The sequence below is a fragment of the Pseudomonas salomonii genome (assembly GCF_900107155.1).
Classification (GTDB): domain Bacteria; phylum Pseudomonadota; class Gammaproteobacteria; order Pseudomonadales; family Pseudomonadaceae; genus Aquipseudomonas; species Aquipseudomonas salomonii.
The window spans coordinates 41,800-62,234 of sequence record NZ_FNOX01000012.1; the positions used below are offsets into that span (position 1 = coordinate 41,800).

Annotated in this window: 16 protein-coding genes and 1 tRNA gene; 14 read left to right on the top strand and 3 right to left on the bottom strand. The window is 58.7% G+C overall.

Going from position 1 to position 20,435, the window contains the following annotated elements; translation table 11 throughout:
* Window positions 1-53 precede the first annotated feature (53 nt).
* Window positions 54-1,442, bottom strand: a complete 1,389-nt coding sequence (locus tag BLV67_RS24760) for a class II fumarate hydratase (protein WP_065931355.1) — start codon at window positions 1,440-1,442, stop codon at window positions 54-56.
* Window positions 1,443-1,691: 249 nt separating this feature from the next.
* Here BLV67_RS24760 and BLV67_RS24765 point away from each other — a divergent pair, with 249 nt between their 5' ends.
* From BLV67_RS24765 to BLV67_RS24795, 7 genes are all read left to right on the top strand, one after another.
* On the top strand, window positions 1,692-2,210 hold the full coding sequence (locus BLV67_RS24765) for a DUF2059 domain-containing protein (protein WP_003175221.1): 519 nt from the start codon (window positions 1,692-1,694) through the stop codon (window positions 2,208-2,210).
* A gap of 6 nt (window positions 2,211-2,216) precedes the next feature.
* Entirely contained in the window at window positions 2,217-2,513 is a 297-nt protein-coding gene (locus BLV67_RS24770; RefSeq protein ID WP_065931356.1) for a BolA family protein, read from the top strand.
* Window positions 2,514-2,631: 118 nt separating this feature from the next.
* Window positions 2,632-3,573: an oxygen-dependent tRNA uridine(34) hydroxylase TrhO gene (gene trhO / locus BLV67_RS24775; RefSeq protein WP_069786555.1), complete on the top strand. Its 942-nt coding sequence runs from the start codon at window positions 2,632-2,634 to the stop codon at window positions 3,571-3,573.
* A 3-nt stretch (window positions 3,574-3,576) separates the two neighbouring features.
* Window positions 3,577-4,215 (top strand): DsbA family protein, encoded by a 639-nt coding sequence (locus BLV67_RS24780; RefSeq protein ID WP_065931358.1) that lies wholly within the window; start codon window positions 3,577-3,579, stop codon window positions 4,213-4,215.
* The gene (locus BLV67_RS24785; RefSeq protein WP_056861154.1) at window positions 4,205-6,007 is read left to right on the top strand and encodes an ABC transporter ATP-binding protein; all 1,803 of its coding nucleotides are present in this window, start codon (window positions 4,205-4,207) and stop codon (window positions 6,005-6,007) included. Before BLV67_RS24780 ends, BLV67_RS24785 begins: the two co-directional genes overlap by 11 nt.
* Window positions 6,008-6,072: 65 nt before the next feature.
* Window positions 6,073-8,547, top strand: a complete 2,475-nt coding sequence (locus BLV67_RS24790) for an EAL domain-containing protein (RefSeq protein ID WP_065931359.1) — start codon at window positions 6,073-6,075, stop codon at window positions 8,545-8,547.
* A 78-nt stretch (window positions 8,548-8,625) separates the two neighbouring features.
* Window positions 8,626-9,399 (top strand): iron-containing redox enzyme family protein, encoded by a 774-nt coding sequence (locus BLV67_RS24795; RefSeq protein WP_218177998.1) that lies wholly within the window; start codon window positions 8,626-8,628, stop codon window positions 9,397-9,399.
* A gap of 21 nt (window positions 9,400-9,420) precedes the next feature.
* Here BLV67_RS24795 and BLV67_RS24800 read toward each other — a convergent pair whose 3' ends face one another.
* The gene (locus BLV67_RS24800) at window positions 9,421-10,347 is read right to left on the bottom strand and encodes a GGDEF domain-containing protein (protein WP_065931360.1); all 927 of its coding nucleotides are present in this window, start codon (window positions 10,345-10,347) and stop codon (window positions 9,421-9,423) included.
* A 281-nt stretch (window positions 10,348-10,628) separates the two neighbouring features.
* Complete coding sequence (gene lldD / locus BLV67_RS24805) at window positions 10,629-11,771, bottom strand: FMN-dependent L-lactate dehydrogenase LldD (RefSeq protein WP_065931361.1); 1,143 nt, start codon at window positions 11,769-11,771, stop codon at window positions 10,629-10,631.
* Between the two features lie 101 nt (window positions 11,772-11,872).
* Here lldD and BLV67_RS24810 point away from each other — a divergent pair, with 101 nt between their 5' ends.
* The 7 genes from BLV67_RS24810 to BLV67_RS24840 all read left to right on the top strand — a co-directional run bounded on the left by BLV67_RS24810 (window position 11,873) and on the right by BLV67_RS24840 (window position 20,429).
* Entirely contained in the window at window positions 11,873-12,757 is an 885-nt protein-coding gene (locus tag BLV67_RS24810) for a LysR family transcriptional regulator (RefSeq protein ID WP_069786556.1), read from the top strand.
* 86 nt (window positions 12,758-12,843) lie between these two features.
* Window positions 12,844-12,919, top strand: a tRNA-Asn gene (locus tag BLV67_RS24815).
* A 287-nt stretch (window positions 12,920-13,206) separates the two neighbouring features.
* On the top strand, window positions 13,207-14,361 hold the full coding sequence (locus tag BLV67_RS24820; protein ID WP_065931363.1) for an efflux RND transporter periplasmic adaptor subunit: 1,155 nt from the start codon (window positions 13,207-13,209) through the stop codon (window positions 14,359-14,361).
* Window positions 14,358-17,414: a multidrug efflux RND transporter permease subunit gene (locus BLV67_RS24825; RefSeq protein ID WP_069786557.1), complete on the top strand. Its 3,057-nt coding sequence runs from the start codon at window positions 14,358-14,360 to the stop codon at window positions 17,412-17,414. The genes BLV67_RS24820 and BLV67_RS24825 overlap by 4 nt, the downstream gene beginning before the upstream one ends.
* Window positions 17,415-17,672: 258 nt before the next feature.
* On the top strand, window positions 17,673-18,035 hold the full coding sequence (locus BLV67_RS24830; protein ID WP_139114107.1) for a phosphopantetheine-binding protein: 363 nt from the start codon (window positions 17,673-17,675) through the stop codon (window positions 18,033-18,035).
* On the top strand, window positions 18,028-19,170 hold the full coding sequence (locus BLV67_RS24835; RefSeq protein WP_065931366.1) for a hypothetical protein: 1,143 nt from the start codon (window positions 18,028-18,030) through the stop codon (window positions 19,168-19,170). The genes BLV67_RS24830 and BLV67_RS24835 overlap by 8 nt, the downstream gene beginning before the upstream one ends.
* Window positions 19,167-20,429 carry a beta-ketoacyl-[acyl-carrier-protein] synthase family protein gene (locus tag BLV67_RS24840; RefSeq protein WP_065931367.1) on the top strand — a complete coding sequence of 421 codons (1,263 nt, stop codon included), beginning with the start codon at window positions 19,167-19,169 and terminating at the stop codon, window positions 20,427-20,429. Before BLV67_RS24835 ends, BLV67_RS24840 begins: the two co-directional genes overlap by 4 nt.
* The last annotated feature ends 6 nt before the right edge of the window (window positions 20,430-20,435 follow it).

The following is a 20,435-nucleotide window of genomic DNA, read 5'->3' on the forward strand; positions in this document are numbered from 1 at the left end:
CACGCTCGCCACAGAAACTGCGTTCACCACAGGATGCTTTTTCGCCCGCTCTCCTAGTGCCCGGCTTCCAGCATGTTTTCCGGGCGCACCCACTGATCGAACTCTTCATCAGTCAGGTAACCCAGATCCAGCGCGGCCTGGCGCAGCGTCAAGCCTTCGGCGTAGGCCTTCTTGGCAATCTGCGCCGACTTGTCGTAGCCGATATGCGGGTTGAGCGCCGTTACCAGCATCAAACCGCGCTCCAGGTGCTCGGCCATTTGCTCGGCATCCGGCTCAAGGCCGGCGATGCAGTGCTCCTGGAAGTTGTTGCAGCCGTCGGCCAGCAAGCGGATCGATTCGAGCAGGTTGTGGATGATCACCGGCTTGTACACGTTCAGCTGCAAGTGCCCCTGGCTGGCGGCGATGCCGATGGTCACATCATTGCCCAGCACCTGGCAGGCCAGCATCGACAGCGCTTCGCACTGGGTGGGGTTGACCTTGCCCGGCATGATCGAGCTGCCCGGCTCATTGGCCGGCAGCTTGACCTCGGCCAGCCCGGCGCGTGGGCCGGAACCCAGCAGGCGCAGGTCGTTGGCGAGTTTCATCAGCGCCACCGCCAGGGTTTTCAGTGCGCCGTGCAGGGTCACCAGTGGCTCGTGGCCCGAGAGCGCGGCGAACTTGTTCGGCGCAGTCACGAATGGCAAGCCGGACAGCGCCGCCAGTTCGGCGGCAATCGCCTCGCCAAAGCCATGGGGCGAATTGAGCCCGGTGCCCACGGCGGTGCCGCCCTGGGCCAGCTCGCACACGGCCGGCAGGGCGCTGCGGATGGCGCGCTCGGCGTAGTCGAGTTGGGCGATAAAGGCCGAGACTTCCTGGCCAAAAGTGATCGGCGTGGCATCCATCATATGGGTGCGGCCGGTCTTCACCAGTTTCATATGGCGGGCGGCCAACTCGGCCAAACCGCCAGAAAGCGTGGCGAGCGCCGGTAACAGGCGTTGATGAACCGCCTGCACCGCCGCAATGCTCATGGCCGTGGGAAAGCAGTCGTTGGAGCTTTGCGAGCGGTTCACATGGTCATTGGGGTGCACCGGGCTTTTGCCACCACGGACTTTGCCCGACAGCTCGTTGGCACGGCCGGCGATCACTTCATTGGCGTTCATATTGCTCTGGGTGCCGCTGCCGGTCTGCCATACCACCAGCGGGAACTGGTCGTCGTGCTGGCCATCGAGCACTTCATCGGCGGCCTGTTCGATCAGGCGGGCGATGTCGGCGGGCAAGTCGCCATTGCGGTCGTTGACCCGTGCTGCGGCTTTCTTGATCAGGGCCAGCGCGTGCAATACCGCCAGCGGCATGCGTTGCTCGCCGATGGCGAAGTTCACCAGCGAGCGTTGGGTCTGGGCGCCCCAGTAAGCGTCATCCGGGACTTGGACGTCTCCCAGGCTGTCGGTTTCGATACGGCTCATCGGGCACACTCCTTCAGGTTCGTTTGCGCAGTTTAGGCTGTGCTTGGGGGTGGGGGTTCCATAAAAGACGTTTCATCGAGGGTATTCCCATGAGGTTCAGGCTGCATGCCGCTCCCACCGAAAGGTGGATTGCGCGCCCATGCCCCGGCAAAACCAGGCCGAACAAGGCCTGGGGTTGAGCCGCGAGGTTTTTTAGGCGCAGAATGGTCGCCCTTGGGGTCTTACCTCGCCTGCTAGAAAGGAAACTCGATGACTCGTCTTCGTGCCATCTGTACCGCGGTTGCTCTGGTTTGCGCCAGCGGCCAGGTTTTTGCCGATACCGCCAGCCATAACGCCAGTGCCGAAGCCTTCCTGACCCTGGCCCACGCTGACAAGCTGGGTACCCCGGTGTACATGCAAGTGCAGCAAATGTTCGCCCAGCGTTTCGAACAGACCAAGGCACCTGCCGCCAAGCAGTCCGTACTGGACAGCTACCAGGCCAAGGCCAACGCCGCGCTGGACCAGGCCATCGGCTGGCCGAAGCTGAAGCCGGACATGGTCAAGCTCTACACCACCAACTTCAGCGAATCCGAGCTCAAGGACCTGGTAGCCTTCTACCAGTCGCCACTGGGCAAGAAAGTCCTGGAAAAAATGCCGCAACTGACCCAGCAATCGGCCCAGATGACCCAGGCCAAGCTGGAAAGCGCCGTGCCGGTGGTCAACAAGCTGCTCGAAGACATGACCAACGAGCTGGCGCCAAAAGCCGCCGCACCGGCCAAGAAGAAGTAAGCAGGAATGACCATGCAACAGCGTATCGAAACGGCGCTCGCCGCCCTGAGCCCGCACCACGTGAGCGTGCTGGATGAAAGCCACATGCACAGCCGTGGGTTGCAGACCCACTTCAAGGCCGTGCTGGTCTGCCAGCAGTTCGAGGGGCTCAACCGCGTCAAGCGCCACCAGACGGTCTACGCCACCCTGGGTGACCTGATGAGCGAATTTCATGCGTTGGCGCTGCATACCTATACGCCTGAAGAATGGGCGAAAATCGACGCAGCCCCGGCCTCGCCGACCTGCGCCGGCGGGCATGACTAATGATCAGGTGTCTCTGACCCCCGGCATTTGTTAGAATCCGCAACGCGCCGCTTAGCCGGCGCGTTTTTTTTGCATCCGGTTCACCCCTTACGAGGGTAGCCACCTGGAGAGAACACCCATGACTCAACCGATCGTCGTGGCGGGACTGTATAAGTTCGTCACCCTCGAAGATTACGTCGCCCTGCGCGAGCCACTGCTGCAGGCAATGGTCGATAACGGCATCAAAGGCACCTTGCTGATCGCCGAAGAAGGCATCAACGGCACCGTTTCCGGCAGCCGCGAAGGCATTGACGGCCTGATGGCCTGGCTCAAGAACGACCCGCGCATGGACGACATCGACCACAAAGAGTCGTACTGCGACGATCAGCCGTTCTACCGCACCAAGGTCAAGCTCAAGAAAGAGATCGTGACCCTGGGCGTCGAAGGCGTTGACCCGAACAAAAAGGTCGGCACCTACGTCGACCCGCAGGACTGGAACGCGCTGATCAGCGACCCTGAAGTGCTGTTGATCGACACGCGCAACGACTACGAAGTGTCGATCGGCACCTTTGAAGGCGCAATCGACCCGAAAACCACCAGTTTTCGCGAATTTCCCGACTATATCAAAGCCAACTTCGACCCGGCCAAGCACAAGAAAGTCGCGATGTTTTGCACCGGCGGCATTCGTTGCGAAAAAGCCTCCAGCTATATGCTCAGCGAAGGTTTCGACGAGGTTTACCACCTTAAAGGCGGGATCCTGAAGTACCTCGAAGAGGTGCCGCAGGCAGAAACCAAATGGCAGGGCGACTGTTTTGTCTTCGACAATCGCGTCACCGTGCGCCACGACCTCAGCGAAGGCGACTACGATCAATGTCATGCCTGTCGCACACCGGTCAGCGTAGAAGACCGCGCGTCCGAGCATTATGTGGCGGGCATCAGTTGCCCGCATTGCTGGGATAAGCTGCCGGAGAAGACCCGCCGCAGCGCCATCGATCGGCAAAAGCAGATCGAGCTGGCCAAGGCCCGCAACATGCCGCACCCGATTGGCTTCAACTACAAGCAAACCCCTTCCGAGGCCTGACCCATGCCCGCGCGCCTGCTCTATGTGATGGACCCGATGTGTTCCTGGTGCTGGGGCTTTGCCCCGGTGGCGCAGGCGCTGGTTGAGCAGGCCCAGGCGGCCGGCGTGGACGTGCACCTGGTGGTGGGCGGTTTGCGCACCGGCAGCGGCGCGGCGCTGGAGCCGACTACGCGGCGCTATATCCTTGAGCACTGGCAGGCCGTCACCGACGCCACCGGCCAGCCGTTCAAGCGTGAAGGCGCGTTGCCCGACGGCTTTGTCTATGACACCGAGCCTGCGTGCCGCGCCATCGTCACCGCGCGCAGCCTGGCGCCGGATTGCGCTTGGACACTGTTGGGGCTGATCCAGCGGGCGTTTTATGTCGAAGGCCGGGATGTGACCCTCGCCAGCGTGCTCGTGGAACTGGCCGAGCAGGCCGGTATTCCGCGCATCGAGTTTGCCGGCGCCTTCGACCGCGCCGATCAACATGCGGCGACGGCGGCTGATTTTACCTGGGTGCAGGACCTGGGCATTGCCGGTTTCCCGACGTTGCTGGCCGAGCGTAATGGCCAGTTGGCGTTGCTGACCAACGGCTATCAGCCGTTGTCCGAGCTGTCGCCCTTGCTCGCCCGATGGCTGGAGCGTGCCACCTGTGCAGGATGAGCCCAAACGCACCGACCGACTGACCTGGGCGGAAATTCGCCGCCTGGCGCTGCGTCACAAGAAATCCCTGTGGATCGCCAACGGCGTTGCCGTGCTGGCGACCCTGTGCAGCGTGCCCATCCCGTTGCTGTTGCCGCTGCTGGTGGACGAAGTGCTGCTGGGCCACGGCGATGCCGCGCTCAAGGTGATGAACCACGCGTTGCCACTGGGCTGGCAAAAGGCCGCTGGGTATATCGGCCTGATGCTGTTAGTGACCCTATGCCTGCGCTGCGGCGCGCTGGTGTTCAACGTGGTGCAGGCGCGGCTGTTTGCGCGGCTGGCCAAGGATATTGTGTACCGCATCCGCGTGCGCCTGATCGAACGGCTTAAACGGATTTCCCTGGGCGAATACGAAAGCCTGGGCAGTGGCACGGTGACCACGCACCTGGTCACCGACCTGGACACGCTGGACAAGTTTGTTGGTGAAACCCTCAGCCGCTTCCTGGTGGCCATGCTCACGCTGGTCGGCACCTCGGCGATTCTGGTGTGGATGCACTGGCAACTGGCGCTGTTGATTCTGCTGTTCAACCCCTTGGTGATCTACGCCACGGTGCAGTTGGGCAAACGCGTCAAACACCTGAAGAAGCTGGAGAACGACAGCACGTCGCGTTTTACCCAGGCGCTGACCGAAACCCTCGACGCCATCCAGGAAGTGCGTGCCGGCAATCGCCAGGGGTTTTTCCTCGGGCGCCTGGGCCAGCGCGCCCAGGAAGTACGCGACTACGCGATCCACTCGCAATGGAAAACCGACGCCTCCAGCCGCGCCAGTGGCTTGTTGTTCCAGTTCGGTATCGACATCTTTCGCGCAGCGGCGATGCTCACCGTGTTGTTTTCCGACCTGTCCATCGGCCAGATGCTCGCGGTGTTCAGCTACCTGTGGTTCATGATCGGCCCCGTAGAGCAACTGCTGAACCTGCAATATGCCTATTACGCCGCGGGTGGTGCGCTGACGCGTATCAACGAGCTGCTGGCTCGGGCTGACGAGCCGCAATATGCCGGCGGCGAAGACCCGTTCACCGGGCGTGAGACCGTCGGCATCGAGGTGCGCGGTCTCAACTTCGGCTATGGCGAAGAGCTGGTACTCAACCAGTTGAACCTGGCCATCGCACCCGGCGAGAAGGTCGCGATTGTCGGCGCCAGCGGCGGCGGCAAAAGCACCTTGGTGCAACTGCTGCTCGGGCTGTATACGCCCCAGGCCGGCAGTATCCGTTTCGGCGGTGCCACCCAGCAGGAAATCGGCCTGGCGACCATCCGCGAGAACGTCGCAGTGGTGCTGCAACACCCGGCGCTGTTCAATGACACCGTGCGCGCCAACCTGACCATGGGCCGCGCCCGCAGCGACCAAGCCTGCTGGCAGGCACTGGAAATCGCCCAGTTGGATGCTACCGTCAAGGCACTGCCCTTGGGCCTGGACAGCGTGGTGGGGCGCTCGGGTGTGCGTTTTTCCGGCGGGCAGCGCCAACGCCTGGCGATCGCGCGTATGGTGCTGGCCGAGCCGAAAGTGGTAATACTGGACGAGGCCACCTCGGCCCTGGACGCCGCTACCGAATACAACCTGCACCAGGCGCTGGCGCGGTTTCTCAGTGGGCGTACTACACTGATCATCGCCCACAGGCTTTCTGCGGTGAAGCAGGCCGACCGGGTACTGGTGTTTGATGGCGGGCATATCGCCGAAGATGGCGACCATCAGCAGTTGATTGCCGATGGAGGGCTGTACGCCAAGCTCTATGGGCATCTGCAACAAGTGCGTTGATTTAGCTGAGCTATCGAGAGCGGATTTTCGCGTGCGTATCAAGCAGTGCATGTGCAAGGGACCTCATGAAGCAAAAGCGTACTCTCGGAGCGACGTTAAGCAGGCCTCGGTTGCTGGGCATTGTCTGGCCCTTTATTGCCGTCGTGCTGTTCCAGGCATTGCTGGGCTGCGTCAGCCTCTACGTGCTGTCAGCAGTGCGCGGCTATGTGGCAGGCGAGAGCTTGTGGTCCAAGGGCCAGAAAGATGCCATCTACTACCTGACCCTTTACGCCGATAACCGCGACGAAGCGACCTTCCTCAAATACCAGCAGGCCATCGCCGTGCCCCAGGGCGGCCATGAGTTGCGGGTGGCGCTGGACCAACCCACGCCCGATCTTGCGGCCGCGCGCCTGGGCATCCTCAAGGGCGGCAACCACCCCGATGACGTGTCCAGCCTGATCTGGCTGTACCTCAATTTTCGTCATTTCAGTTACCTGGAAAAAGCCATCGAACTGTGGACCGTCGGCGATGGTTACCTGGTGCAACTCGATGACCTGGCCCAGGCGATGCACCGGGCGTTCCACAGCGATCAAGTCAACTCTGGCGACGTTGCCGACTGGAAGAAGCACATCATCGCCATCAACGAAGGCGTGACGCCGGCGGCCAAGGCCTTCAGCGATGCCTTGGGCGAAGGCTCGCGGATGATCCTGCGCCTGCTGCTGATCACCAACCTGGCCACTGCCCTGGGTTTGATCGTGCTGGCGCTGCTGCGTACCCACAAGCTGCTGACTCAGCGCCACGCCTTTGCCACCGCGCTGCAAGCCGAGAAGGAGCGGGCGCAGATCACCCTGGAGTCGATTGGTGACGGCGTGATCACCACGGATGTCGACGGTGCGATTGCCTACATGAACCCGGCCGCCGAGGCGCTGACCCATTGGAAAAACGCGCAGGCCCAAGGTTTGCCGTTGGCGGCGTTATTCAACCTGCTCGACGAGAATGCCGAGCCCGATGGTTTTGCCCTGATCGAACACATTATCAAGGGCGAACTCAGTGGTGGCAGCGGGCATTCCAAGCTGATCCAGCGCATGGACGGCAGCACGGTGTCAGTCACCCTGGTTGGTGCGCCGATCCGCAGTGCCGGCAAGGTCAGCGGCGCGGTGCTGGTGCTGCACGACATGACTCAGGAGCGCCAGTACATCGCTAACCTGTCGTGGCAGGCGACCCACGATGCCTTGACGGGCCTGGCCAACCGCCGCGAATTCGAGTTCCGCCTGGAGCAGGTGTTGCAACAGGTGTCGCGCCAGCAGAGCGGGCGGCATGCCCTGATGTTCCTCGACCTCGACCAGTTCAAGTTGGTCAACGACACCTGCGGGCATGCAGCGGGTGATGAGCTGTTGCGGCATATCTGTGCGTTGCTGCAATCGGACCTGCGCGAAGGCGACACCCTGGCGCGCCTGGGCGGCGACGAGTTCGGCATTCTGTTGGAGAACTGCCCGGCAGCCGTGGCGGAAAAGATCGCCGAAAGCCTGCGCCACACCGTGCAAAGCCTGCACTTTGTGTGGAAAGGCCGGCCGTTCATGACCACCGTGAGCATTGGCCTGGTGCATATCTCGCAATCGCCGACCACCCTGGAAACGTCGTTGCGCGCGGCTGATATGGCCTGTTATATGGCCAAGGAGAAGGGCCGCAACCGGGTGCAGGTCTACCATGCCGATGACTCGGAATTGTCCCTGCGTTTTGGCGAAATGGCCTGGGTGCAGCGCCTGCACATGGCCCTGGAAGAAGATCGTTTTTGCCTCTATTCCCAGGAAATCTCGCCGCTGGGTCACACCGATGGCGGCAATGGTCATATTGAGATCCTCCTGCGCCTGCATGACGAGGCGGGTCGGATCATCCTGCCGGACAGTTTTATTCCGGCTGCCGAACGTTACGGTTTGATGACTTCGCTGGACCGTTGGGTGGTGGAGAACGTATTTAAGATTATCGCCCGTTGTATGCAAGAGCGTGCAGGCCGTCCTATGGCTATGTGTGCGATTAATCTGTCAGGCATAACTATTGGAGATGATGATTTTCTCGGATTTTTACGTGAGAAATTCGAGGCTTACAGCATTCCGCCGGAAATGATTTGTTTTGAAATAACCGAGACCAGTGCTATTGCCAATTTGGGTAGTGCGATCCGCTTTATTAATGAACTCAAGGCCTTAGGTTGCCATTTTTCGCTGGATGACTTTTGTGCCGGAATGTCTTCATTCGCCTATCTTAAACATTTGCCTGTAGACTTCCTGAAGATCGACGGGAGTTTCGTAAAGGATATGCTGGACGACCCGATTAACCGTGCCATGGTCGAAGTGATCAACCACATCGGCCACGTCATGGGTAAGCGCACAATTGCCGAATTTGTTGAAACACCGCTGATCGAACAGGCTTTACTTGAGATCGGTGTGGATTATGCTCAGGGCTACCTGATCGAACGTCCGCAATTGTTTACCTTTGATAGTCTGCAATGCCGACCTGTGCGGCCGCAGCCACTGTTGCTAAAGGCGCCCGGCACATTCCGCTGAAGCATTCGACGGTCTGTACAATCACACTAGAAAAGGAGCCCTACAGTGATCGACACCTTCAACCGAACCGGCCCGCTTATGGAAGCCTCGAGTTACCCGGCCTGGGCGCAACAACTGATCCAGGACTGTAGTGAGAGCAAGCGCCGGGTTGTCGAACACGAACTGTACCAGCGCATGCGTGACAACACGCTCAGCGCCAAAACCATGCGCCACTACCTGATCGGTGGCTGGCCAGTGGTTGAACAGTTTGCCTTGTACATGGCACAGAACCTCACCAAGACCAAGTTTGCCCGTCATCCTGGAGAGGATATGGCGCGCCGGTGGCTGATGCGCAATATTCGCGTGGAACTCAACCACGCCGACTATTGGGTGCACTGGGCGCGCGCCCACGGTGTAAGCCTGGAAGAGTTGCAAGCGCAGAACGTACCACCGGAGTTGCATGCACTGAGTCACTGGTGCTGGCACACCAGTTCGGCTGATTCATTGATCGTGGCGATTGCAGCGACCAACTACGCGATCGAGGGGGCGACCGGGGAGTGGTCTGCCGTGGTGTGCTCGACCGGTGTGTATGCGGCCGCCTTCCCTGAAGAAGACCGCAAGCGCGCCATGAAGTGGTTGAAGATGCACGCGCAATACGACGACGCCCACCCTTGGGAAGCGCTGGAAATCATCTGCACATTGGCGGGGATGAACCCGAGCAAGGCCTTGCAGGTAGAACTGCGCCAGGCGGTGTGCAAGAGCTACGACTACATGTACCTGTTTTTGGAAAGTTGCATGCGGTTGGAGAACGAAAAAGCAAAGGCGCCAGCAGCCGTTCGCGAGCGTCAGGTTCGCGTCGCCAGCGAGGCGTGATGTAAGCGTGATGGCGGGGGTTTACCCCGCCATTGCCAAGCGGTTGCGACCTTCGCGCTTGGCCACGTACAGGGCGTTATCGGCCCGCCGCAACAGGCTTTCTGCCGACTCGGCCGCCAACAGTGTCGAGCAACCCAGGCTCACCGTCAGTTCAATCCGCTTGCCATCGGCCCAATAGTCCTTGGCCTCTGCCGCCCGACGCAGGCGTTCGCCGACCAAACCTGCCGCATCCCGGCCGGTGTTCGACAGCAAAATCAAAAACTCTTCCCCGCCAAACCGAAACACCATGTCCACATTGCGCAACTGGCTTTTGATCGAGTCGGCGACCGCGCGCAATACGATGTCGCCCGCCGCATGGCCGTGGGTGTCGTTGATTTTCTTGAAATGGTCAATGTCCAGCATCAGCAAGGACAGTGGGCTCAGGTGCCGCCGGGCCATGTCGATTTCCCGTTGCAGCGTCTGGTCCATCGCAATGCGGTTGCCGGTTTCGGTCAGCGGGTCACGCAGGGCGCTGCGGGTGGCGGCGCGGTAGAGCAGGGCGTTGCGCATCGGGTACAGCAAGGTCGACAGCAACGACTCAAGCTGCGCCAATTCGTCGTCCAGCAAACGCTGGTTGCGCCGGAATATCAACTCGCCCAGGTGCTCGCCTTCATGGCTCAAGGTGTAGCTCACCGAGTGGTGCCCACGATGGCCAAACTCCAGGCGCAAGTCGCTGGCCTCATGGCGATATTGCAGCGCGTCCAACGGCACCAGCCGCTGAACCTCGCGAAAGAACAGCGCCAAAATGCGTTCCGGCTCAAGGCTGGTTTGCAATTGCTGGCTCAGTTGCTGACGAAGTTGCGCAAGTGTGGTGGGGCGACGTGGAAGCAGGGACGGCTGACCAAACCCCAGGCGTTGCAATTTGGCACTGTCGAAGTCAATTGCGTTGGTCTGGGTAGGTGATTTCATAAGCTGACGGCCTCTAAGCACTTAACTGTCTTACAGGCTGCACGAGAGTGGCAAATGCCAAGCGCCTTACTGTTCCTTCAGTTCCGTAAAACATTGGAAACAGTTTAAACCGCTTTGCCATGGGTTATAACCCATGGGCCCTGCCACACGTCTTGTCATCGCTTAACCTGCTTGAAAGGGGTTAGAGCGAGATTCATGCCAGTTTGTTTAACTTAAAAAAACGCCTTATAAATCAACGACTGTTTAAAAAGCTCACCCCAGTCGTTGCGCCCTGACGTCAGTTATTTGGCTGTTTGAACCAAGGTGGTGTGGTCAATCTGATCAATCGAGGTCACGCCGGTCAAAGTCATGGCCACGCGCATCTCCTTGGCGAAGATATCCAGCAGGTTTTCCACCCCGGACTGGCCGGCAGCGGCCAGCGCATACACCGTCGAGCGCCCCAGCAGGCAGCCTTTGGCGCCCAGGGCGAGCATGCGCACCACGTCAAGCCCGGAGCGAATGCCGGAGTCCACCAGCACGGTCAGGTCATCGCCCACGGCTTCGGCAATCGGCGGCAGGGCTTTGGCGGTCGACAATACGCCATCGAGCTGGCGCCCGCCGTGGTTGGAGACCACGATACCGTCGGCGCCGAAACTCACTGCGTCCTTGGCGTCCTGGGGGTCGAGGATGCCCTTGATGATCATCGGGCCTTTCCAGAACTCACGGATCCACTCCAGGTCTTTCCAGCTGATCGACGGGTCGAAATTATTCGCCAGCCAGCCAATGTAGTCTTCCAGGTGGGTGGGCTTGCCAAGGTATTTGGAAATATTGCCCAGGTCGTGTGGGCGGCCCATCAAGCCCACATCAAAGGCCCATTGCGGCTTGCACACGGCCTGCAGCATCCGGCGCTGCGCCGCATAGGGCCCGGACATGCCCGAATGCGCATCACGGTAACGCGCGCCGGGTGTGGGCATATCGACGGTGAACACCAGCGTGGTCACGCCCGCCGCCTGGGCGCGCTCCAGCGCGTTGCGCATAAAGCCGCGGTCCTTGAGCACATAGAGCTGGAACCAGATCGACTGCGGGCTTTGCGACGCCACTTCTTCAATCGGGCATACCGACACTGTGGACAGGCAAAACGGGATGCCCGTGTTGGCTGCCGCCTTGGCCGCCTGCACTTCGCCACGTCGCGCATACATGCCGGTCAGGCCCACGGGGCTGAGAATCACCGGCATGGCCAGTTCCTGGCCGAACAAGCGGGTCTTGAGGCTCAGGTTGTCGACATTGCGAAGGATGCGCTGGCGCAGGCTGATCTCGGCCAGGTCCGAACTGTTGGCGCGCAGGGTGTGCTCGGCGTAGGCGCCGCCGTCGATGTAATCGAACAGAAAGCGCGGCAGCTTGCGTTTGGCGGCTGCACGGTAGTCGGAGGCGGACGAGATGATCATGAACGGGTTCTCCACAGAGCTGGGTCGCACCACCATAAGCAAAAAGCTGGCATGATAAAAACAACTTTTATTACTAGCATCCAGTCGCTATAGGAATACCGATGAACCTGAGAACCGTGCGGGCGTTTGTCGAAGTGGTGCGCCAGGGCGGTTTCTCCCAGGCGGCTGAAGTGGTGGCCCTGACCCAATCCACGGTGAGCAAGGCGGTCAAGACCCTCGAAGACGAGCTTGGCACGCCGCTGCTCAACCGCCTGGGCCACCGTAACGAGCTGACGGCGGCCGGCGAAATCGCCTACCGCCGCGCCCTGGTGTTGCTCGCCGAACACAACGACCTGGTGGCCGAGATCAACGACCTGCGCGGCCTCAAACGCGGCGTACTGCGCATCGGCCTGCCACCGGTAGGCTGCGGCGTGCTGTTCGCGGCGATGTTCGCAGCGTACCGCAGCCGCTACCCGGAGATCGAAATTGAGCTCACCGAATACGGCAGCAAAAAACTGCGCGAATGCCTGGAAGCCGGGGAGGTCGACCTCGCCGCGCTGCTGTTGCCGGTGGACCAAGCCTTCGACTACCAGCCGGTGCGCAATGAACCACTGATGGCGGTACTGCCCATCAACCACCCACTGGCCAAGCGCACACGCATCGACTTCACCGACCTGGCCGATTCACCGTTCATTTTGTTCGAAGCCGGCTTCGCCCTGAACGCCAAGATCCTCGCCGCCTGTGAACGCAAAGGCGTCACGCCCCGAGTGACCGCACGCAGCGGGCAGATCGATTTTATCGTTGACCTGGTGGCGGCCGGGCTGGGCGTCGCCTTCCTGCCACGCATGCTCGCGGTCAAACATCAGCACGCGGGCATCGCCTTGATTGCGTTGGACGAACCCCACACCGACTGGCACATCGCCCTGGCCTGGCGCGCCAGCGCACACCTGCCACCGGCGGCGCGCGCGTGGCTGGATCTGGCCAAGGAAATGGCCAGTCCGGTATAGCGGGCTGCAAGCGGAATTTGCAGGATTTCGTCCAAATGCACCTCAATGCTTGACTTCTTCTTTTTAATCAGTAACATACGGCGCATTCCGCGATAGCTCAGTTGGTAGAGCAAATGACTGTTAATCATTGGGTCCCTGGTTCGAGTCCAGGTCGTGGAGCCAGATAGAGAAAAGCCTGCAGCGATGCAGGCTTTTTTTTGCCTTGGATTTGGTGCGCAATCGGCACCTACGCAGATGCTTTTCCAGCCACCCACGGCATTTTCTTACCGATCCGCGACAGAAACCGTCGAACGCCAGGCCCTCGAATGACGCGCAGGGCTCTAGCACAATGATTTGCCTTCCTCGACCGAAAAACTGTCAAAAATCTCTCTTGGAAACATTTTGATACTCGGAGTAATGTGCTCGCTGATTCATCTTCGCGTGTTCAAATTTTTCCAAGGATTAGGAATATGTTGCGCCGTCGCATGCTGATCATGTTGGGTGTTTCTCTGGTTGTGGTGTTGATGTTGGCGGCCTATAAGGCGTTTGCCATCTATCAACAGATTCAGGGTTTTACCAAGCCTCAACCGCCCGTCAGCGTGGCAGTGGTGACTGCGGTTGAGCAGCCCTGGCAGCAGCGCTTGCCGGCCGTGGGGGCGTTCAAGGCGTTGCGCGGTGTGAGCCTGAGCCTGGAGACCGCCGGGACGGTCAAGGACGTGCAGTTCGAGTCGGGGCAAAAGGTTCAGGTCGGGCAACCCCTGGTCCGGCTGGACAGTGCGGTAGAGCAGGCGCAATTGGAAACCGCCCAGTCAGATCTTGGACTGGCACAGTTGGATTATGGGCGCGGCAGCCAACTCGTTGGTGATCACGCCATCTCCAAGGGCGAGTTCGACCGCCTTTCAGCCCAGTTGCAAAAAAACAAAGCCACGGTGAACCAGCTCAAGGCCACCCTCGCCAAGAAGCACATTCTTGCGCCCTTCAGCGGGGTCATTGGTATTCGCCAGGTGGATGTTGGGGATTATCTGGCCAGCGGGACAGTGATTGCCACGTTGCAGGACCTCAGCAGTCTTTACGTCGACTTCTATATCCCTGAGCAATCGGTGCCAAAGATTGCGATCGGCCAAGGCGTGCAGGTAGAAGTCTCGGCCTATCCGAAACAGATGTTTCCTGGCACCGTCAGCGCGATCAACCCCAAGGTCGAGACCACCACACGGAATGTGTTGGTGCGCGCTACCCTGGCGAACCCGGATAACAAACTGCTCCCGGGCATGTTCGCCAATCTGCAGGTGCTGCTGCCCAATCCGACGGTTCATATCGTGGTACCGGAAAGCGCGATTACCTACACCCTTTACGGTAATTCGGTGTACGCGGTCGCGCAAAAGAAGGCCGAGGACGGCAGCGTGGAGAAAGATGCAGACGGCCAGCCGCTGCTGATTGCCGAGCGGCGCTTTGTTGAAACCGGAGAGCGGCGGGGTGGCCTGGTGTTGGTGACCCGCGGGTTGCAACAGGGCGAGCAAGTCGTCAGCGCTGGCCAGCTGAAGCTGGATACGGGAACGCCTATCACCATCAGCCCTGACAAGAACCAGCCGGCCGATCGACAGGCTCGCGTTGAAGGTGCGCTATGAAGTTCACCGACATCTTCATCCGTCGGCCGGTGCTGGCCCTGGTGGTCAGCCTGCTCATCGTGCTGCTGGGGTTTCAGGCCTACAGCAAGTTGGCGCTGCGCCAGTTTCCGAAAATGGAAAACGCCCTGATCACCGTCACCACTGCCTACCCTGGCGCCAATGCCGAGACGATTCAGGGCTACATCACTCAGCCTTTGCAGCAAAGCCTGGCAAGTGCCGAGGGGATTGACTACATGACGTCGGTCAGTCGCCAGAATTTTTCGGTGATTTCGATCTACGCGCGCATCGGTGCCAACAGCGACCGTTTGTTTACCGAGTTGTTGGCCAAGGCCAACGAGGTCAAGAACAAGTTACCTGCGGATGCTGAAGACCCTGTGCTGAGCAAGGAGTCCGCCGAAGCCTCCGCGCTGATGTATATCAGCTTCTCCAGCGAGCAATTGAATAACTCGCAGATTACCGACTACCTTTCGCGGGTCATTCAACCCAAGCTCACCACACTGCCCGGCATGGCCGAAGCCGAAATCCTCGGCAGTCAGGTATTTGCCATGCGTATCTGGCTGGACCCGGTGAAGCTTGCCGGCTTCGGCCTGACTGCCAATGACGTCACGGCAGCGGTGCGCCGATACAACTATCTATCGGCCGCAGGCGAGGTAAAGGGCGAGTATGTGGTTACCAGTATCAACGCCACTACCGAACTTAAGTCCGCCGAAAACTTCGCGGCTATCACGCTCAAAACCGACGGTGACAGCCGGGTGCTGCTGCGCGATGTAGCACGGGTGGAGATGGGCGCGGAAAACTACAACGCGATCAGTTCCTTTGGTGGCACGCCCTCTGTGTACATCGCAATCAAGGCCGCGCCGAGCGCCAACCCACTGGAGGTGATCAAGGAAGTGCGCAAAATCATGCCTGAGCTGGAGGCCCAGTTGCCGCCCAGCCTCAAGGTTGATATTGCCTACGACGCCACCTTGTTCATCCAGGCGTCCATCAACGAGGTGGTGAAAACGCTGTTTGAAGCCGTGCTGATTGTCATCGTGGTGGTGTTCTTGTTTCTGGGGGCGCTTCGTTCGGTGGTGATACCGGTGATCACCATTCCGCTGTCGATGATCGGCGTGCTGTTTTTCATGCAGATGATGGGTTACTCCATCAATTTGCTGACGCTGCTGGCGATGGTGCTAGCCATCGGCCTGGTTGTGGATGATGCGATCGTGGTGGTCGAAAATATTCACCGGCATATCGAGGACGGCAAGCGCCCATTGGACGCAGCATTGGAGGGCGCGCGGGAAATTGCCCTGCCGGTTGTCTCAATGACCATCACCTTGGCGGCGGTCTATGCCCCGATCGGTTTTCTCGACGGGCTGACCGGGGCCCTGTTCAAAGAGTTTGCTTTGACCTTGGCCGGTGCCGTGGTGATTTCCGGCGTCGTCGCGCTGACACTTTCGCCAATGATGTGTGTCCTGCTGCTGCGCCATGACAAAAACGCTTCCGGGCTGGCGAGCCGGTTGGACCGGGTATTTGACCGGCTCAAACGACGTTATCAACGCATGCTTCACGGTACGTTGAACACGCGGCCGGTGGTGGTGGTCTTCGCGCTGATCGTGCTATGCCTGATTCCGGTGTTTCTCACCTTCACCAAGGCGGAATTGGCGCCTTCCGAAGACCAGGGCATCATTTTCATGATGGCCAGCGCACCTCAGCCGACCAACCTGAATTACATGAATACCTACACTGATGAATTCATCAAGATCTTCAAGACATTCCCAGAGTACTACTCGTCGTTCCAGATCAACGGCTACAACGGGGTGCAGTCAGGCATAGGCGGTTTTCTGCTCAAGCCGTGGAATGAGCGCAGTCGCACTCAGATGCAGATCCTGCCTGAATTGCAGGCGCACTTGGCGCAGATCCCAGGTTTGCAAATATTTGGTATCAACCTGCCTTCTCTGCCCGGTACTGGCGAAGGCCTGCCCTTTGGTTTCGTCATCAATACTGCTCAGGATTATGAGTCGCTCCTGAAAGTGGCCGAGCGCGTAAAAAATCGCGCGATGCAATCGGGCAAGTTCGGTTTTGTCGATATCGACCTGGCGTTTGATAAGCCGGAAGTGGTGGTGGAGATCGATCGCGCCAAGGCATCGCAGATGGGCGTGTCGATGCAGGACCTCGGCAGCACGCTGGCGACGTTGTTGGGTGAGGCGGAAATAAACCGGTTCACCCTCGAAGGGCGCAGCTATAAGGTCATTGCACAGGTTGAGCGTGCGTACCGTGACAACCCCGAATGGCTGAACAGCTACTACGTCAGAAATACCCAGGGTGAATTATTGCCGCTGTCGACCTTGATCAGCATTACAGACCGCGCGCGGCCACGGCAGTTGAACCAGTTCCAGCAGCTCAATTCTGCATTGATCTCGGGTTTTCCATTGGTCAGCATGGAGGAGGCCATTGAAACGGTGAAGCAGATTGCCATTGAAGAGGCGCCGCCGGGATATGCGTTCGACTACAGCGGGGAATCGCGCCAGTTCGTGCAGGAAGGCAAGGCGCTATGGGTGACATTCGGCTTGGCGCTGGCGATTATTTTCCTGGTACTGGCGGCGCAGTTTGAGAGCTTCCGCGACCCGCTGGTGATTCTGGTGACAGTGCCGTTATCCATTTGCGGGGCGTTGATTCCGCTGTTCCTTGGGTGGTCGAGTCTTAACATTTATACCCAGGTAGGGTTGGTGACGCTGATCGGGTTGATCAGCAAGCATGGGATTCTGATCGTCGAGTTTGCCAACCAGCTGCGCAGAGACAAAGGGCTATCGCCGCGGGAGGCGGTGGAGCAAGCGACGGCGATTCGCCTGAGGCCGGTGTTGATGACGACGGCTGCCATGGTATTTGGCATGGTGCCGCTGATTTTTGCGACGGGGGCTGGGGCTGTGAGTCGATATGACATCGGCATGGTGATTGCCACCGGGATGTCGATCGGAACTTTATTCACCTTATTTGTTTTGCCCTGCGTCTACACGTTGCTGGCCAAACGTGACAGGGAAGTGACAAGTGAAATTGCCATGGCGCCCGTCTAACCGTTTTATTGGCTGTAGATTCAACTAAACAGCAAGTGAGGGGCCGTACAGTGCGGGTTAAAGCGCTGCGATTTTTATCATCCATTAAATAGTGCCAGCCGTTCATCAGTGTCTGATTTTTATGTGTAAAAAATATTTTGACAAGCTTATAGCTATTTGTTTAGCATCTATTGGATCCAATTATAAGAACAATAAAGTCGACTGACTTTTATGCCGCTCTCGTTTTTTACAAAACATGGAAGAAGGGGTGTGATCGCTATGTATCTGATCAAAGTAAAACAAATTGCAGCAGATATTCTGTTTCTCGAAGGTCCCGACGCAATACCCAGCGATAAGTCATTCGACCAAATCGGATTTACGTCCATTGACTTCATTGATTTCTGTTTTGAAGTTAAGTCGCAGATCAACCCCCAGGTTGAGCCCGAACACTTATGGCCGTTTCATAAAATGCAGGCTGATCCGGCACTCTGTGTGGATCGCCAGTGGACAGCCAAGGGCTGGGAAGTGGCCAGCGAAATACTTCAAGTTCCTGACAGTACTGTTATTCAGCCGGATAAGATCGGTAGTTTCTGGACGCCGGAGTTTTGCTCTCGGCGCCTAGAGGCGCTTGCCCATGGCTAGTGTCTTCATCACCGGCCTCGCCGTACGACAATCAGGGTTCGACCTGGCGGATATCGGCCGGCAAGACATCCTCCCCATAGCCGCCAGGCAACGGGCCAAGGTGCCGGCGGTGCTCTCTGCACAGTTAGCTAAACATATTGCCCGCGAAGACCGGGCGATCTTGTCCGATGCGGCCATACACAGTCTATTGGTCTCAGGCGCCGCCTGCGCCATGGCAGAACAAGGCGGCGCGTTTGATCAAGCGGCGCGGGCAGAGATCAATGTCTATACAACCGCAGAAATCGTCCGCGACTTTTATGAGATTCTCTACGACTACCGAATGAAACACCCGGAACTGTCAGCAGAATCTATACACGCTGAATTAGGTCGGGTCGCAGGCGCTGTTCACCCACTGAGGCTGTTCCGTAAGTTACCGACTAATAACCTGTACCACATTGCCAAATATTTTGGCTTTACCGGTGGTGGGTATCCCTTACGCAGTATGTCGTTGGGCGGGCTGTCTTTATTGGAACAGGCGCTGTTCAAGCTGCAACATGCCGAGCAGGGCGGTGCCCTGTTGTGTGCGGTCGGCGATATGACCAAAGCCGATAACCTGGAGGCTTTTCGGAAGATGGGGCTGGTTGAAACAGACCCCGTCGACGCCACTGCCGATAAAGTCAGCGTGACTTACGGGGCGGTGGCGTTGATGCTTGAAAATACCACCCTGCTGCAACATTCCGGTCATGTTGCACTGGCCGAAATCGTTGCGGTTTATAGCCGATTTGACGCACAGATATATTCAAAACAAGCGGATTGGGAGGCCTTGCTGCAATGCCTGCCGGCTGCGGTTATTGACACGCATCCTGTGGTCATCATGTATGACAATGGCGCACCCAACTTGCGCCAGGTAGAGGACGCTGCGGTCTTCAAGATCATGCCTGAGGCCGACGTTCGCCGTTACAAGCCTTACACAGGCTACGCCGGTAGCACCAGCGGCCTGGTGGATCTGGGGTGCGCCTTGGCAGATGAAAGCATCGAGGTCGGGCGCACACTATTGGTGAACGGGATGGGAATCGGGATTGGTTGTGCCTGTGCGGTAGTCAAAAAGCTAAGGCATTTAACTCCTGATCAAGCATTGTCGGGAGAATTATCATGAGAGAACGTGTAGTGATCACCGCTCTCGGCTGCTGCACGCCCTTGGGTGATACTTACGATTCAGTAAGAGCGGCACTCAGCGAAGGAACGTCGGGGATTCGCGAAATCCACAAGTTTGACACGGGGACATTCAAGAGCCATTTCGCGGGTATTCCACAAGTAGGCAATACACCCGCGTCGGCCTCCAGGCGCAGCCGCTCATGGGATGAGCTTTATGTCAGTAACGCTATCAAGGGTTTGTTGGCCTGGCCGGGCACGGATTTAAGTCATCTCGCGCCAGAGCGTATTGGTTGTTTTCTCGGGGTGGATGAGCCTGTTCCTGATATTCATCAGACCGTGGACTTCGTTTACGACTTGGAACGAAACGCGGATAACGCCTTTACAAACATGGCCGCGGTAATGGAAAAGCACTATCGAATCAGTGACTTTTCCCGTATGGACCCGACTCAGTTGTTACGTCAGGTCCATGCGCACGTTCCGTTCCACGGCCCGACCATGGTGCACGTCGGTCTTTGCTCTGCATCGTTACAAGCGATTGGCACCGGCTTTGAACAGGTGGCGAGCGGGCGAGTCGACGCGGCAATAGTGGGGGGCGCCAGTGCCAAGGTCACGCCTGAACATTATGTAGGCCTGGAATCGGTTGATGTGATCTGTACCGATGCCGCTTTACCGCCTGATGGATTGTCGCGCCCCTTTGATACGCGCCGCTCAGGCTATGTGCCGGCGGAAGGGGCGGTACTGTTCTTGTTGGAAACATACACCAGCGCGCTCAAGAGAGGGGCCGTGCCGTTGCTGGAAGTCGTGGGGTATGGGGCGAGCATGAATGCGAGTCATATTGTGAAACCCGACCCTGACAGCCGGGAAATGAAACTCTCAATGACGCGCGCACTGGCAAGTGCCCAGTTGAATGCAAGCCAAATAGGCCTGGTGAATGCGCACGGCACGTCGACGGTGTTGAACGACTTGCATGAGTCCGCCGCGATTTGTTCGGTGTTGTCCGAGGCTGTTCCGGTCACCGCGAACAAGTCGTTGCATGGGCATATGATCGCTGCCGCCGGGGCCATGGAAACGCTTAATACCTTGATTGCGTTGAGAGAAGGCTTTATTCCAGGCACGCGTAATCTTGATGTGAAAGACCCGCAGTGTTCAGCCAATGTCATAGGCGAAACGCGCAGCGCCCATATTGAATATTGCCTCAAGAACTCTTTTGGCATGGGCGGGCTTGCCGCATCCATGATTTTTCGCCGAGTCGATGCTTGATTATAA

Bases quoted from the DNA above. Each gene is read 5' to 3' on its own strand.
- BLV67_RS24760 (WP_065931355.1), bottom strand. From the start codon at position 1,442: ATGAGCCGTATCGAAACCGACAGCCTGGGAGACGTCCAAGTCCCGGAT.
- BLV67_RS24800 (WP_065931360.1), bottom strand. From the start codon at position 10,347: ATGAAATCACCTACCCAGACCAACGCAATTGACTTCGACAGTGCCAAA.
- BLV67_RS24765 (WP_003175221.1), top strand. From the start codon at position 1,692: ATGACTCGTCTTCGTGCCATCTGTACCGCGGTTGCTCTGGTTTGCGCC.
- BLV67_RS24830 (WP_139114107.1), top strand. From the start codon at position 17,673: ATGTATCTGATCAAAGTAAAACAAATTGCAGCAGATATTCTGTTTCTC.
- BLV67_RS24795 (WP_218177998.1), top strand. From the start codon at position 8,626: ATGGAAGCCTCGAGTTACCCGGCCTGGGCGCAACAACTGATCCAGGAC.
- trhO (WP_069786555.1), top strand. From the start codon at position 2,632: ATGACTCAACCGATCGTCGTGGCGGGACTGTATAAGTTCGTCACCCTC.
- BLV67_RS24820 (WP_065931363.1), top strand. From the start codon at position 13,207: ATGTTGCGCCGTCGCATGCTGATCATGTTGGGTGTTTCTCTGGTTGTG.
- BLV67_RS24835 (WP_065931366.1), top strand. From the start codon at position 18,028: ATGGCTAGTGTCTTCATCACCGGCCTCGCCGTACGACAATCAGGGTTC.
- BLV67_RS24780 (WP_065931358.1), top strand. From the start codon at position 3,577: ATGCCCGCGCGCCTGCTCTATGTGATGGACCCGATGTGTTCCTGGTGC.
- BLV67_RS24810 (WP_069786556.1), top strand. From the start codon at position 11,873: ATGAACCTGAGAACCGTGCGGGCGTTTGTCGAAGTGGTGCGCCAGGGC.
- lldD (WP_065931361.1), bottom strand. From the start codon at position 11,771: ATGATCATCTCGTCCGCCTCCGACTACCGTGCAGCCGCCAAACGCAAG.
- BLV67_RS24825 (WP_069786557.1), top strand. From the start codon at position 14,358: ATGAAGTTCACCGACATCTTCATCCGTCGGCCGGTGCTGGCCCTGGTG.
- BLV67_RS24840 (WP_065931367.1), top strand. From the start codon at position 19,167: ATGAGAGAACGTGTAGTGATCACCGCTCTCGGCTGCTGCACGCCCTTG.
- BLV67_RS24770 (WP_065931356.1), top strand. From the start codon at position 2,217: ATGACCATGCAACAGCGTATCGAAACGGCGCTCGCCGCCCTGAGCCCG.
- BLV67_RS24790 (WP_065931359.1), top strand. From the start codon at position 6,073: ATGAAGCAAAAGCGTACTCTCGGAGCGACGTTAAGCAGGCCTCGGTTG.